13 protein-coding genes are annotated in these 13,738 nt (G+C 41.5%); 3 read left to right on the forward strand and 10 right to left on the reverse strand.

The genetic code is table 11. The annotated features are described in order from the left end of the window. Positions 1–2: 2 nt before the first annotated feature. From BLO53_RS01205 to BLO53_RS01240, 8 genes are all read right to left on the reverse strand, one after another. Positions 3–599, reverse strand: a complete 597-nt coding sequence (locus BLO53_RS01205; RefSeq protein WP_092058455.1) for a GGDEF domain-containing protein — start codon at positions 597–599, stop codon at positions 3–5. A gap of 56 nt (positions 600–655) precedes the next feature. Further along, on the reverse strand, positions 656–1,210 hold the full coding sequence (locus BLO53_RS01210) for a DUF3990 domain-containing protein (protein WP_092058457.1): 555 nt from the start codon (positions 1,208–1,210) through the stop codon (positions 656–658). Between the two features lie 28 nt (positions 1,211–1,238). Beyond that, on the reverse strand, positions 1,239–1,604 hold the full coding sequence (locus tag BLO53_RS01215) for a DUF1667 domain-containing protein (RefSeq protein WP_092058522.1): 366 nt from the start codon (positions 1,602–1,604) through the stop codon (positions 1,239–1,241). 76 nt (positions 1,605–1,680) lie between these two features. After that, positions 1,681–2,946, reverse strand: coding sequence for an NAD(P)/FAD-dependent oxidoreductase (locus BLO53_RS01220; RefSeq protein ID WP_026488029.1), 1,266 nt, complete (start codon positions 2,944–2,946; stop codon positions 1,681–1,683). 5 nt (positions 2,947–2,951) lie between these two features. Continuing rightward, the gene (locus tag BLO53_RS01225; RefSeq protein ID WP_092058459.1) at positions 2,952–4,391 is read right to left on the reverse strand and encodes an NAD(P)/FAD-dependent oxidoreductase; all 1,440 of its coding nucleotides are present in this window, start codon (positions 4,389–4,391) and stop codon (positions 2,952–2,954) included. Between the two features lie 71 nt (positions 4,392–4,462). Further along, positions 4,463–5,965 (reverse strand): glycerol kinase GlpK, encoded by a 1,503-nt coding sequence (gene glpK / locus BLO53_RS01230; protein WP_092058461.1) that lies wholly within the window; start codon positions 5,963–5,965, stop codon positions 4,463–4,465. Positions 5,966–6,218: 253 nt separating this feature from the next. Beyond that, positions 6,219–7,253, reverse strand: a complete 1,035-nt coding sequence (locus tag BLO53_RS01235) for an NAD-dependent epimerase/dehydratase family protein (protein ID WP_092058463.1) — start codon at positions 7,251–7,253, stop codon at positions 6,219–6,221. A 4-nt stretch (positions 7,254–7,257) separates the two neighbouring features. Then, complete coding sequence (locus BLO53_RS01240) at positions 7,258–8,670, reverse strand: MATE family efflux transporter (protein WP_092058465.1); 1,413 nt, start codon at positions 8,668–8,670, stop codon at positions 7,258–7,260. A gap of 127 nt (positions 8,671–8,797) precedes the next feature. Between BLO53_RS01240 and BLO53_RS01245 the strand changes: the two genes are divergently transcribed. After that, the gene (locus BLO53_RS01245; protein ID WP_092058467.1) at positions 8,798–9,646 is read left to right on the forward strand and encodes an AraC family transcriptional regulator; all 849 of its coding nucleotides are present in this window, start codon (positions 8,798–8,800) and stop codon (positions 9,644–9,646) included. Positions 9,647–9,742: 96 nt separating this feature from the next. Here BLO53_RS01245 and BLO53_RS01250 read toward each other — a convergent pair whose 3' ends face one another. Further along, positions 9,743–11,656, reverse strand: a complete 1,914-nt coding sequence (locus tag BLO53_RS01250; RefSeq protein ID WP_092058469.1) for a carboxylesterase/lipase family protein — start codon at positions 11,654–11,656, stop codon at positions 9,743–9,745. Positions 11,657–11,893: 237 nt separating this feature from the next. Here BLO53_RS01250 and BLO53_RS01255 point away from each other — a divergent pair, with 237 nt between their 5' ends. After that, positions 11,894–12,190, forward strand: a complete 297-nt coding sequence (locus tag BLO53_RS01255) for a hypothetical protein (protein WP_092058471.1) — start codon at positions 11,894–11,896, stop codon at positions 12,188–12,190. 1 nt (position 12,191) lies between these two features. Here the strand turns inward: BLO53_RS01255 and BLO53_RS01260 are convergent, their stop codons facing one another. After that, the gene (locus tag BLO53_RS01260) at positions 12,192–13,367 is read right to left on the reverse strand and encodes a hypothetical protein (protein WP_092058473.1); all 1,176 of its coding nucleotides are present in this window, start codon (positions 13,365–13,367) and stop codon (positions 12,192–12,194) included. A gap of 142 nt (positions 13,368–13,509) precedes the next feature. Here BLO53_RS01260 and BLO53_RS19040 point away from each other — a divergent pair, with 142 nt between their 5' ends. Next, positions 13,510–13,680, forward strand: coding sequence for a hypothetical protein (locus BLO53_RS19040; RefSeq protein WP_155833856.1), 171 nt, complete (start codon positions 13,510–13,512; stop codon positions 13,678–13,680). Positions 13,681–13,738 lie beyond the last annotated feature (58 nt).

The raw sequence follows: 13,738 nt of genomic DNA on the forward strand, positions 1-13,738 counted from the left end.
TCTTAAATACTATTTTTTAATTTCTGTTTATCCAGATACATATCCGCATCGGCCTTGTCAAAGACTATGGAAACTTCTTTTTCACCTTCATAGTAGGCAAGGCCTGATGCTATGACTATTTCACCAGACTCATTTCTCTTTCCATTATCTTCTCTAAATTGCTGCATTATCTTATCAGCATTATCAATATCTTCTCCCTGAATAAGAGCCACAAATTCGTCGCCGCCGACTCTGAATATAGGACTATGCTTGAAGGCTCTGCAAATAAGCTGGCAGCCTTTCTTTATGTAGGCATCTCCAGCCTTGTGTCCTCTGGTATCATTTACATACTTTAGATCATTAATATCAAAAACTGCTATAGCAAACCTAAGTTCCTCTCCATACTTAATTCTGGAATTAAGCTCTATTTCTACATCCAAATAAGCTTTTTTGTTCTTGATTCCTGTGAGTACATCAAGATTCGCTATATTTCTCGCAGCAGATAGATTTCTATAATACTCCTGCTCTCTTCTAACCTGAGAATCAACATCTATAATACCAGCTATTTCACTCTTTTTAACTGCATTAAAATCCGGATCAGAACTCTTATTTTTTCTCATAAAGGCTCCAAAAATGTAATATAATATCGATAATATTATATCACATTTAAGAACCCCTATTTAAACTTTTCCATTACCTTGGAAAACTCCGTCTGATAAGCCTCATTCTCTTTTTCATGGAGATTTGCCGCTTCTTTGAGTGCATCTTTAGTTAAGGTTTCATAAGATACAAATTTAAGATTATCCGCCGCTTTTTGAGTTTTCAGGACAATCTGATATGAGCATGGTCCAACCATTAAAAGCTCCATAGCCTCTTGATCAGTAAGGTATCCGCTTGTAATGATTCCAAAGGTTTCATAAATTGTATCGTTGGCTATGGGCCCAATAATAAGATCATACTCCTCATAGACATCTGGTTTAAGGCGCCTGTTTGCAAATATATAGTCAAACCACTCCTTATTTCTCTCAAATTTCTTGACCTTGAGACTTCTATCATCAAGCTCATAGTGGTTAATTACAATATCTTTGCCAGGGCTCTCCCTGACCCATCTGTTTGCAAAGGCTCTGTCATCAGTTGTATAAAACCCCTGCCCCATATCCGCATTCTTCCGGCCATAGTGTACATCTGGTTTCTCTATAGCCTGGTAACTTGCATGAAAAAGATTATACATAAGGCCACCTGCTAAGTAATTATATCAATTAAGCAGTTTCTACATTCCTCGTAGCAATCACATCTACGCCTGTTCCTGCTACATCCTTAATAAGGACATCTCCAATATGAGCAGGTGCTGCAACGCAGGCAGCATCTATATCCTTCATAACTTCAAAAATCTTGCTTTTTGGAATATCACTTGCAGTCTTGCAGGATACGCGCTCTTTATCTCCGCCAGTGATCTTTACAGTACTTGTCACAATCCTGGTGGGATTAACAACTTCTTTTCTTGCATATATATCGCCCTTAGGGCATGTATTACCGCTAACCTCAGTAACTTCGCCATTTTCCATGCTAACTGTCAGCATACATCCCATAGGACATCCAATACACGTAAGCTCTCTCTTCTCCATCTCAAACTCCTTTTTGTAGTACATCTAAAAACATCTTCATCGCAAGTGCCTATGCACGCTAAGCGTCCTGCATACATCACTCGCTTTCAATCTTCACAGTAATCTTCTTGATAGGCTTTTCCTGAAGCTGGCTCTTACGAAGGATGATCTGCTCCATCTCGCCAGGAGCAAGAATTCTCTTTTGATTGTGCATCACTCTCTCGTCATCAAAGTACACACTTACAAAAGAATTCTTGTAGACATCACCAACTCTAAATCTAACAGTTAAAAGATCATCCATCCTGTCTACATTTATTGAACTTGGCACAGTATATCTGGCTCCATCAGTTGCTGTAACTTCAATGACTGAAGTACCCTCAGCATCCTTGCAGCCTTCATTTATATACTTGACTGCATTCTGACCAGCTCTTTTTGCTTCCTCAGAGACATAGTCAACCAGGTCATGAACATGAAGAACATTTCCGCAGGCAAATACGCCAGGAATGTTGGTTTCAAGTGATTCATTAACAATAGGTCCTGATGTTATTGGGCTCATCTTAACTCCTGCTGCTCTTGAAAGCTCGTTTTCAGGAATAAGACCACAGGATAAAAGAAGTGTATCGCAGGTATATCTTTCTTCTGTACCTGGAATTGGCTTTCTGTCAGGGCCAACCTCAGCAATAGTTACTGCAGTCACATGCTCTTTTCCCTCAATATCAACTACTGTGTGGGAGAGTTTAAGAGGAATTCCATAGTCATCAAGGCACTGAACAATGTTTCTCTTAAGGCCGCCAGAATAAGGCATAAGCTCTGCCACAACCTTGACCTTAGCTCCCTCCAGAGTCATTCTGCGGGCCATGATAAGTCCAATATCACCTGACCCCAGGATAACTACTTCTCTTCCAGGCATGTAGCCTTCAATATTAACAAGTCTCTGGGCAGTACCAGCTGAAAAAATTCCAGCAGGTCTGTAACCAGGAATGTTCAGGGCTCCTCTTGGCCTTTCTCTGCAGCCCATAGCAAGGATAACGGCCTTTGCAGGAATCTGGAACATTCCATCTTCTCTGTTCATAGCAGTTACTGTCTTATCTTCTGCAATATCCATTACCATGGTGTTTAGTTTATATTCAATTCCAAGATCATAAACCTGCTTTATAAATCTATAAGCATATTCAGGGCCTGTAAGCTCCTCCTTAAAGGTGTGAAGACCAAAGCCATTGTGAATGCACTGATTTAAGATTCCGCCAAGTTCGTGATCTCTTTCAAGGATGAGGATACTGTCATTTCCAGCCTCCTTGGCTGCAACAGCAGCTGCAAGGCCTGCGGGACCACCACCAACTATTACAATATCGTATGTCTTCATGATCCTTATACCTCCCCTTTAGTTCTTTCTATAACAATATTGGACCTGCCACCTGACTTGGTGATTTCTTCATAGGAAAGTCCCAGCTCTCTGTTAAGAATTTCCATGGTCCTGGGTGAGCAAAAGCCCGCCTGGCATCTTCCCATTCCGGCTCTTGTTCTGCGCTTGACTCCGTCAAGACTTCTTGCTCCAAGAGGTCTGTGAATAGCATCAAGAATTTCGCCCTCTGTGATTGATTCGCATCTGCAAACTATAGTTCCATAGGCAGGATTCTTTTTGATAAGCTCATTCATCTCTTCTACCGAGAGTCCTTCTGTTCTGGTGATACCCTTTCTGGTGCCGATCCAGTTATCCTTAGGAATAAGACTCATCTTCTCTTTGAGCATATCAGCCACCATCTGGCCAATTGCTGGCGAAGCAGAAAGACCTGGTGACTCGATTCCAGCTACATCGATAAAGCAAGGGGCATCCTTAACCTCTTCAATAACAAACTCATGCCTTTCAAGATGCGCACGAAGTCCGGCAAAGGATGTGATCACATTTCTCATTGGAAGGTTCCTTACATTTTCAGAAGCCTTGGCTGTTAGCTCATTTATACCAGCTGCTGTTGTTGCTGTTCCCTCTTTGTTCTCAATATCGATAGCTGTTGGTCCAACAAGAAGGTTTCCATGGACAGTTGGTGTAACTAATACTCCCTTACCAAACTTAGTAGGCTGAGGGAAAATAGTGTGTGACACATAATTTCCAACCTGCTTGTCAAGAAGGCAGTAGTCACCTCTTCTCTCGATTATGTGCATCTTATCTGCACTAACCATGTTGTGAATCTCATCAGCATGGACACCTGCAGCATTTACAACATATCTAGAAACATACTCGCCATTATTAGTCCTGATGTGCCAAAGACCATCCTCGCCCTTTTTGATGTCTTCAACTTTCGTGTTAAATCTAAACTCTACGCCATTTACACTCGCATTTTCTGCCATAGCTATAGTAAGCTCAAATGGGCAGATGATACCGCCAGTTGGTGCGTATAACGCTCCTTCCACGTTTTCTGAAAGGTTAGGCTCCATCTCAAGAGCCTCTTCTCTAGACAGGATTTTAAGGCCCTTAACACCGTTTTTTACGCCTCTGTCATAAAGAGTCTTAAGTCCATCAAGTTCCTCTTTGTGAATGCAGACAACCATAGAACCATTTCTTTTAAATGGAATATCAAGATCTCTGGAAAGATCATCCATCATCTCGTTGCCCTTTACATTAAGTTTAGCCATAAGTGAGCCTTCATCCGCATCAAAGCCTGCATGAACAATGGCTGAATTGGCCTTACTTGTTCCCTCGCAGACATCCTCGCATTTTTCAAGGACGCATACGCTTGCATCATACCTTGAAAGCTCTCTTGCAATAGCACAGCCGGACACGCCGGCCCCAATTACAATAACGTCTACCATAATACTCTCCTCTTTTTTTGTTTCTGTAACCCAAATATATTTAATCTGTCAAAAGATATTTCTCGATAGTTTCAGATTTCCTTGGCCCAGCCTCTGGTGGAAGCAACAGCCTGTTGCCATCCCTTTAGCTCTTTTTCTCTCTTCTCAGGGGTCATCTGTGAATTAAACTTTCTGTCTACTGACCAGTTCTTGATTACATCTTCCTTGGTCTTATAGCAGCCAACAGCAAGTCCCGCAAGGTAGGCCGCGCCCATAGCCGTAGTCTCAACGCAGCTTGGTCTTACAACCTCAGTATCGATGATGTCTGACTGGAACTGCATCAGGAAATTGTTCTTGGATGCTCCTCCGTCAACTCGAAGTGAAGTCAGTTTCCTGCCTGTATCAAGCTCCATAGCATGGAGAACATCTGCAGTTTGGAAGGCCAGAGACTCCACCGTTGCTCGGATTATGTGATATTTGTTAACGCCCCTTGTAAGTCCAACAATAGCTCCACGGGCATATGGATCCCAGTAAGGAGCGCCAAGGCCTGTAAATGCAGGCACTACATAGCAGCCATTTGTATCCTCAACCTGAGTTGCAAAATATTCTGAGTCCGGTGCCGAATCAATTGCCCTTAACTCGTCTCTTAGCCACTGTATAGCAGCTCCTGCAACATATACTGAACCTTCAATTGCATAGGTTACCTTATCTCCAATTCCCCATGCAATTGTAGTCAAAAGATCATTGCTTGAAAAAACAGGCTTATCTCCAGTATTCATCAGCATGAAGCAACCAGTGCCATAAGTATTCTTGGCATCGCCTTCATTAAAGCAGGTCTGGCCAAATAAAGCAGCCTGCTGATCTCCTGCAGCTCCTGCGATCTTGACAGGACCACCAAAGAATTCAGGATCAGTCTCGCCATAAATACAGCTGGAAGGCTTGACTTCTGGAAGCATACTCATAGGAATATCAAGGATTTCGCAGAGTTCCTCGTCCCATTTAAGAGTATTTATATTGAACAAAAGAGTTCTGGATGCATTAGAGTAATCAGTTACATGAACCTTGCCCTTTGTAAGCTTATAAATCAGCCAGGAATCAACTGTTCCAAAGCATAGCTCACCTTTTTCTGCCCTTTCTCTTGCCCCTTCGACATTATCAAGGATCCATCTGATCTTGGTTCCTGAAAAATAAGGATCAAACTTAAGACCTGTCTTTTTCTGGAAAAGCTCTACTATTCCAGGATTAGCTGCCTTCATCTCCTCAGCAAAGTCAGATGTTCTGCGGCACTGCCAGACTATAGCGTGGGAAATAGGCTGACCTGTCTTTCTATCCCAGACAATAACAGTCTCTCTCTGATTAGTAATGCCAATTGCCGCAATGTCTTCAAACTTAGCATCTATCTTATTCATGGCTTCACGCGCTACAGATAGCTGTGTCTGCCAGATTTCGCTTGCGTCATGCTCTACCCATCCAGGCTGTGGAAAGAACTGTGTAAACTCTTTTTGTGCAATACTACACATATCACCTTTGGGGTCAAAGAGTATACATCTGTTACTAGTTGTGCCTGAATCAAGAGCCATAATATATTTTGCCATACCCAAAAAACTCCTCTCTATATTGAACAAAAGTACAACTTAATAATAATATCCCAAGTCTAAAAACTCAACATGTTCTAAATAGTTTCCATCTTTTTACGTCATTTTTGTGTATATTAGACAAATTCATTTTTTCTTTTTGTGACATATCACAATTGAAATACAAAGAAACAGCGCGAACCATGTAGTCCGCGCCATCTCTTTAAAAGGTGTATTCAATTATTTATTCTGAAAGCCTCATAAAATGAGGCAATCATACGTTATCAAGAAGTTCTTCTCTTGCCTTGTCCAAAGAGGCAATGACCTTGTCGCAGAACTTGTCAAACTCAGGATCTTCCTCATATTTATCAGGATGAGAAAGGACATAATCAAGAGCTATCCTTACTCCTTTATGGAAAGGCACAGTTGTTGTAAGTGCAGGCGATAGTTTTTTTACCTTACTATTGTCAAATACCACAGATACTGACTTATCTCCCATCAGGCTTCCTCTAAAGTCATAGCCATACTTGTCACCTATATCACTAAGAAGGTCTGTAGTAACATAATAGGGCTTTAGCTCAACTCCAAGGGCATCAGCTATAGTCTGATAAATCTGATTCCAGGTAAGAACCTCATCTCCTGTGATCTGGAAAGCCTCACCAAGAGCGTGGTTGTTTCCCATAAGCCCGATAAAGCCAACTGCAAAGTCGCTGTTAAAGGTAAGGTGCCAGAGTGATGATCCATCGCCCTGAATAAGGACCTTTTTGCCCTGCTGCATACGCCTTATAACCTGATAAAAGCCCTTATTGCCATGAACCCCAAGAGGAACACTCCTCTCGTCGTAGGTGTGACTTGGTCTTACTATAGTTACAGGGAACTGCTCTTTTCTATACTTCTCCATAAGGAACTCTTCGCAGGCAATCTTATTTCTGGAATACTCCCAATATGGATTTGCAAGGGTCGTTCCTTCTGTGATGATATAGCTGGAGGCAGGCGTATTATAAGCAGATGCAGAGCTTATAAAAATGTACTGCCTTGTCTTATCCTTAAAGAGCCTATAATCTCTTTCTACTGCATTAACATCAAAAGCTATAAAATCGCTTACTACGTCAAACTGCATTCCATCAAGCTTTTTTACAACATCAGCCTCGTCACCAATATCTGCAGTGATCTGCTTTATTCCTTCCGGCACTTCTGCCCTTCGATTTCCCCTGTTTAAAAGATAAACCTCCCACATAGGATCCTCAGATAGCTTTCTGATAATGCCCATGCTGATAGTCCCTGTGCCGCCAATAAACAATGCCTTCATCTTATCACCCCTCCTTAAGAAGTCTGTGTCTTTTCGTATTTATCATGCCACCCTGGCCTCTCATTTCACGAAGCCTTGGCATAAGTTCAATATAAAATGCATAACCATTTACCAAAAGAGCTCCTATCCAGGCGCTGATCTCTGCATAAGCAGTTGCTGTAAAGCCAATCCTGCCGATGAAATAAGATATAGTAAATATCCTGAGGATCATCTCAAGTATTCCAGAAAGCATAGGCAGCATGGGCTTTCCCATTCCCTGCACTCCACTTCTGACTACAAATAACGTATCAACGCAGATAAGCATAACTCCGCATCTTGGCAGGAACTGGCACACAAGGTTTATCTGATCCTGACCTGTTAAAAGAATTGTCGCAAGAGGCCTTGCTGCAAATACCATAAGTGATCCCAGCAAAATGTAGGCTGTTGTTGAGATAAAAAGACAAGTCTTAAGTCCCTCTTTTATCCTGTCAAACTTGCCAGCCCCATAGTTCTGGCTTGTATAAGCTGTCATGGCGTTGCCCGCTGTAGAAGCCGGATTCATAAAAAGATTCAAGTACTTGCTGCATGCTGCATAAGCTGCGGTATAAACAACTCCATAGCTGTTTACAAAGGACTGGACTACCATACATCCAACTGCGGTTATAGAATTCATAAACGCCATCGGAAGGCCATTTTTTAATAGCTCATAGAGATTTGTATTTTGTCTGTCAAAGTCACTTCTTTGCAGATGTATCTCAGGAATCTGACTTAGTCTCCTGATACAGATAAAAGCAGAAATTACCTGAGAGCAGATTGTGGCAATCGCGGCTCCTTCAACTCCTGTATGCAAAACAAAAATAAAGAGGCTATCAAGTGTCAGATTAAGAATTGATGAAAAGATAATTGCCTTTAGAGGCGTTCTGCTATCCCCGAGGGATCTAAGGATTGCAGCGGATATGTTGTAGCAGATTCCAGCTGACAAACCGCCAAAGACTATGTAGCCGTATTTTAGACTATCTGGCATTATGACTTCATCTGTCCTTAGGATTCTAAGTGCATGAGGCAAAAAGACAACGCTAAATGTGGTAAGGGCTATAGCCAGCATGATACCGAGCTTCACAATCCCGGCAAGCCTTGCCCTTAGCTTGTCCATGTCCTTGGCGCCAAAGCTTTGTGCCACAAGCACACCAAAGCCGTTAGCCAGCCCAAAAGAAAAGCCAATAATCAGGAAGAACAATGATCCCATGTTTCCAACAGCGGCCAATTGGTCATCTCCAAGGCCTTTTCCTACTATCCAGGTGTCAGCAAAGTTATAAAATTGCTGAAGCATACTGGTCATAAGAAGTGGCCAGTAAAAGGCCATGATCAGCTTAAAAGAGCTTCCTGTGGTGAAGTCAATCTCCTTCTTAACAAAAGCCTTATTTGCAGTATTTCCCATAATAATCTCCTCAAAAACGCAGACCTATAAAACACAGTTTTTGGTCTATGAACATACTATTCTCATTTCATAAAAAAAAGAATCTAAAACTTGGCAAATATTGCCCATTTTTTGTTATTATAGGAATATGAATACAATTAAAAAAGAAACAATTAAATTCGGCATTTTTGCTGAGATTTCAATTACAGAAGAAAATAATAATCCCAAGTCCTTCCCTTCACATTGGCACAATGCTCTGGAATTTACTATTGCCAGAAAGTCAGGGTGCCTTTATAAAGTTGAAGGCAATCTCTACGAGCTTGAAAAAGGTGATGTTCTTTTGGTATGGCCACAGCAGATTCATGAGACTGTAAATATTCCCCAGGATGGAGCTCTTTTTACCCAGTTCTCTTCTGCAATCCTTGAGAGTAACCTTGATCTTGTCTCCATGTCCAAGCTTATATATGAATGTCATCATATTTCAGCCAGTGAGCACCCTGAGCTTACCAGCCACATTTTGGACCGGGTAATGGAGATAAAGGATATCAGAGATTCCTCTGATCCATTCACAGAGACCAAGTGCAAGCTCTGTATCTACGATATTTTGGTCAATATAGGTGAATTTGTTCTAAGAGAAAGAAAAGATGACATCCCGGCCGGCTTTAACTCCGGGGCGGCCTACAGATACATCCATGAAGCCTGCAACTTTATAGTTGAGAATTCTACAGAGAATATAACTCAGAAAGATGTGGCTGAAGCAATAGGTCTAAGTACATTTTATTTTTCAAAGATTTTTAAGAGCTATATGAGCATGTCTTTTCCTGCATACCTATCAAGTGTAAGGGTTAGAAATGCCACTAAGCTCTTGTCAGATGCAAACCTTTCTATAACAGAGTGTGCCTTTATGTCCGGCTTTCAATCTACTACAGCTTTCAACAAAGCTTTCCACGATATAACCGGCCACTCTCCCAGGGAGTACCGCAAGCTCTACCGCTGATATAGGGCAAAATACAGGACAAAAGTCCGTCGCTGAAGGCATCTGCAGCAAATACACAATTTTTGCCTCGACACCTTCAACGCCGGACTTTTTGACTTACTTCACTCTGCTGTCCATGAATTTGTCTATGACCTTGTAAATCTCATTATTGGGGTCATCTATCATTTGTACAGTTGTATCAAGTTGTAGGAGCTTGTCCTGGCCTTTTTCTCTCTTTTCCCAGACAGGAAGTGTCTCTGTGCTCCTTGTTCCATCATCGTTTATGATAAATCCGTTTGGATCACCGCTGTAGATAAAGTTTATAAGATAACTCTGCATAATCTGAGAGAGCTTGTAGTCCTCTTCATCATAAAGCCCAGGGTGTCTCCACAGATTTCCATATAGATAAGGGAGTTCTCCTGCATGGTAGTTAGAAAGCATATTATTGGTCTTGGTAAAATAGTACTCATAGGTTGGTCTGTTCTGACTTACCATGTAGTTATTCCATACATAGTGGGAATAAGAAAACCACATCGCGCTATAAGCCACGTTAAGCGCGCCCTTGGCATCTCCCATGGCATCAACTATAAAGTGCTGATCCCTTTGTGGAAGTGTTGATGGCACAACCTGAGCCATTTCCTGGGCATATTCTTTTATATCCTCAGAAAGAAGGTCAACATAATTATCCTGAGTTGCCTCAGTTGATAGCAAAAAGGCGTCTGCTTCTTTTACGTTAAAGCCATTAAGGAGGGCCTTTTCGTGGTTACGTCCCTTCTCATAAGTTAGATATGGCTGTTCTGTTATGGCATAGCCATCTACTGTCATTGAGCCATTTGATGTCTTAGTCTCAACAAGCTTAGAGGCAGGTATTTTTCTGAGTTCTTCAGAGTTTTTAACTCCAAACTCTTCTCTGACTTCTTTTCCTGTTTCAAGGGCTTCTCCGTAATATCTGAAGGTATGAAATGGCTCTTTTGCCACAATACCGCTGGACTCAGCTACTGCATAGTTAAAAAGTCCCTTGGAAAGAGGTGATACGCAGATAGCATTGACGCTGGATGATCCTGCAGACTCACCAGCAATTGTGATCCTGTTCTTGTCACCGCCAAAAGCTTCAATGTTGTCATAAACCCACTGAAGAGCTGCTATCTGATCAAGAAGGCCATAGTTACCACTTGTTCCGTTTGGAGACTCCTTAGCAAGGTCCTCTGCTGCGTAATATCCAAATACTCCAAGCCTATAGGCGCAGTTTACAAATATTACTCCCTTGGAAGCCAGAGTTTCTCCTCTATACTCCGTATATGAGGACTGGCCAGTTGTAAGGGAACCTCCATGAATATAAAAAACTACTGGCAGAAGCTCGCTTCCAGCTTCCTGCGCAAACTTTTCCGTATCAGCAGGTGTAAAGACATTAAGATACAGGCAGTCTTCAGAAACTTCCTCAACATATTCATCGCCAAACTTTATCTGGTAATCATGCCAGCCAAGTATGTGAGATAAAGAATCCATAAATACTGAGCCCTGTGTCTGCATAGCTCTTGGGCCAAAGTGATCAAAGGCTCTTACGCCTTCCCAAGTGTTAGGGGCCTGAGGCTCTTTAAATCTAAATTCTCCAACAGGCGGCTTGGCATAAGGAATTCCTGCATAAACCTTAACAGAATGATCCTTGTTGTACACTCCAGTTAGCTTACCCTGGTCTATTGTAATTACATCAGTCACATCAGGGTTTCTGGCTGTGACAGCTGGAACCCGCTTTACTGGCGGTTTTGTGAGCATTGCATTTATTACTAGAACTAGGGCAAATACCAAAAAAGCAAGAAGGAGCTTTTTTCCGCCGTAGGATTTCTTTTTCATGACTTTATTGTAAAAATCATCTTCTTTTGGCAGAGTCTTTTTGCTCATATACCCGTAAACAATCATGGCCAATGTTGCTATAATTCCCACAAACCAGCCTATCAGCATATTCTTGGATAGTTCCAGAAATGCGATATATAGGATACCAATAAGTATCACCGCAATATAATAACCTATCATCTGAATGATCCTCCGAAAATTTATCAGTTGCCAATTGCATACAATTATATTTTATAATTTACAAATAATCAACTCGCACATCTCAAATAATATTTCGGATGATTATTATAATCGATTAACCATTTATTCTTAATTGTTATATAATAATGATATAGGATTGCGACAAAGACGAAAGCAATGGAGCAATTCGTATATCATTTAGGTGTCATAAGTCAAAGAAAAAGGAGACCGCACATTATGTCATTAGGAAGAGAAGACCTTATCCACTCACTTGCAAAATCCATGGGAATGGGTGACGCCCAAAAGGCCAAATATACCGCTGGCAAATATAATGCCGAGACTGGCAATATCTTCTGCAATGGCCATGTGATCACCAAAAATACTATTGAACAGTCCCGTCTCTATTTTTTGAATCAATACAGAAAACTTGCGGGCAGAGACGATGAAGGCTCCAAGGATCTTGCTAATATCTACGAAGTTGCTCTAGAAGCCATAAATATGATGGTAGACAGTGGCAAGCCAGATACGCCTTGACCTACTCTCCCACTGCCTCGTAGGCTGTGTAATAGGTTTCTATCCTGTCAAACTTATAATAGGCATCGCCTCTTATATAGGCGCTGCTTCCCGGGTCGATTGTTACTTCACCGCCATTTTTAGGTATCATCCAAATGCAGTCCACAAGCTCTTCTCCATCAAAGAACAAAACATAAGCATCCACCTTTGCTCTTTTCTTTGTGGTATTTTGAGCAGTCACAACTGCTGAATTCTCGACTATCTCTCCAAAAACTGAAACGCCGTCATAGAGATTTCCCTCATAGGGATCTCTTTTGGTTACCAGAAATTCATACATGGAAGGCAGAGTCCCGTTAAGAAGCCTTTTATCAAATCTTCCCTCCAAGACAAAAGCCTCTCCCTGACTTACCACCTCAACAGTCTTATTGGAGGTTGCAAGTTCATTGCCATCCTCATCTCTAGCAGTAAAAAGGCACTCAAATCTGCAGTCGTTTCCAGTCTCATTCTTAAGGACCAAGATTGGATTACAGTTGTGGTAGTCCTCTCTAAAATATTGCCCAAGGATCCTGACCCCCAGAGGAAGTCCCCCGTAGGAAGGCATATCATCGTCTGAAGCGCCTTTTTTATCGCTCCCATAATCATTCTCAGCTTTGGCGCTCTCATCAAGGCTGTCTATACTTTCAAAGATACTATTTGGATCTATCTCAAGAGCAATAGCATCTGCAGTACTTGTACCGGCAGCCCCGTCAGAGTTCTCTTTAGCATTGTTGTTAAGTGCCTTTTCATCCAGATGCATTCCATCATCGTCTACCACTACGCCATCGCTGACATAGTACATCTCATCTGGATTTTCTAAGACAAGCTCCGTATTCTCACCAGCTGCCTCATTCGGGACCATAAAACTAACATCCAGGCCTAACCTGCCGTAATTGTCATACATGATCTGGCTAATTGCATTAAGCCCATTAAGTTTTTCATAGGGAAAAGATAAACCAAAACTATTTAGATACATCACAATCGGAAGCAGTATCCCGGCAAAAGAAATAGCCAGGGCTCTTACTGTACGTATAGACTTCTCTTCTCTGATGCAGAGAATATTCAGAATAAAAGCCATTATGGACGGAATTATTCCCACAACAAAAAAAGAGCTGATCAGACCCAGTATAGAAATTATCAGAGCAATTGTTGTTATATGCATGAAATTCCCTCTCATTTTCTGTGCATATTCTACAAAAATTATTTCAAAACAAATGTCAATACTTGTATCTATATTTTTTTGTACTACAATATATTGTAGTTAAGAAATGATTTTTATTTCGTTTTTGAGGAGGGTGTGAATTATGAGTAATGTTGCCGATATTGAGGCTCTTGATTCAAGAGTTATACGCAACATTCTTCGTTCTATGGCTAATGAGCACTGGTCAGTAGCTGAGGCTTTGGATGAGTACGATATACCTCAGCAGCTTCGCAGCGAGTATGAAGCTCAGATAGAAGAATGTTTTGTCGACTAGTTCATATAGACCACTTGTTGGCCGCCGCAAGGCGGCCTTTCTTATGTAAATCTTTCTT

The organism is Butyrivibrio sp. INlla14 (genome assembly GCF_900102515.1).
Classification (GTDB): Bacteria; Bacillota; Clostridia; order Lachnospirales; family Lachnospiraceae; genus Butyrivibrio.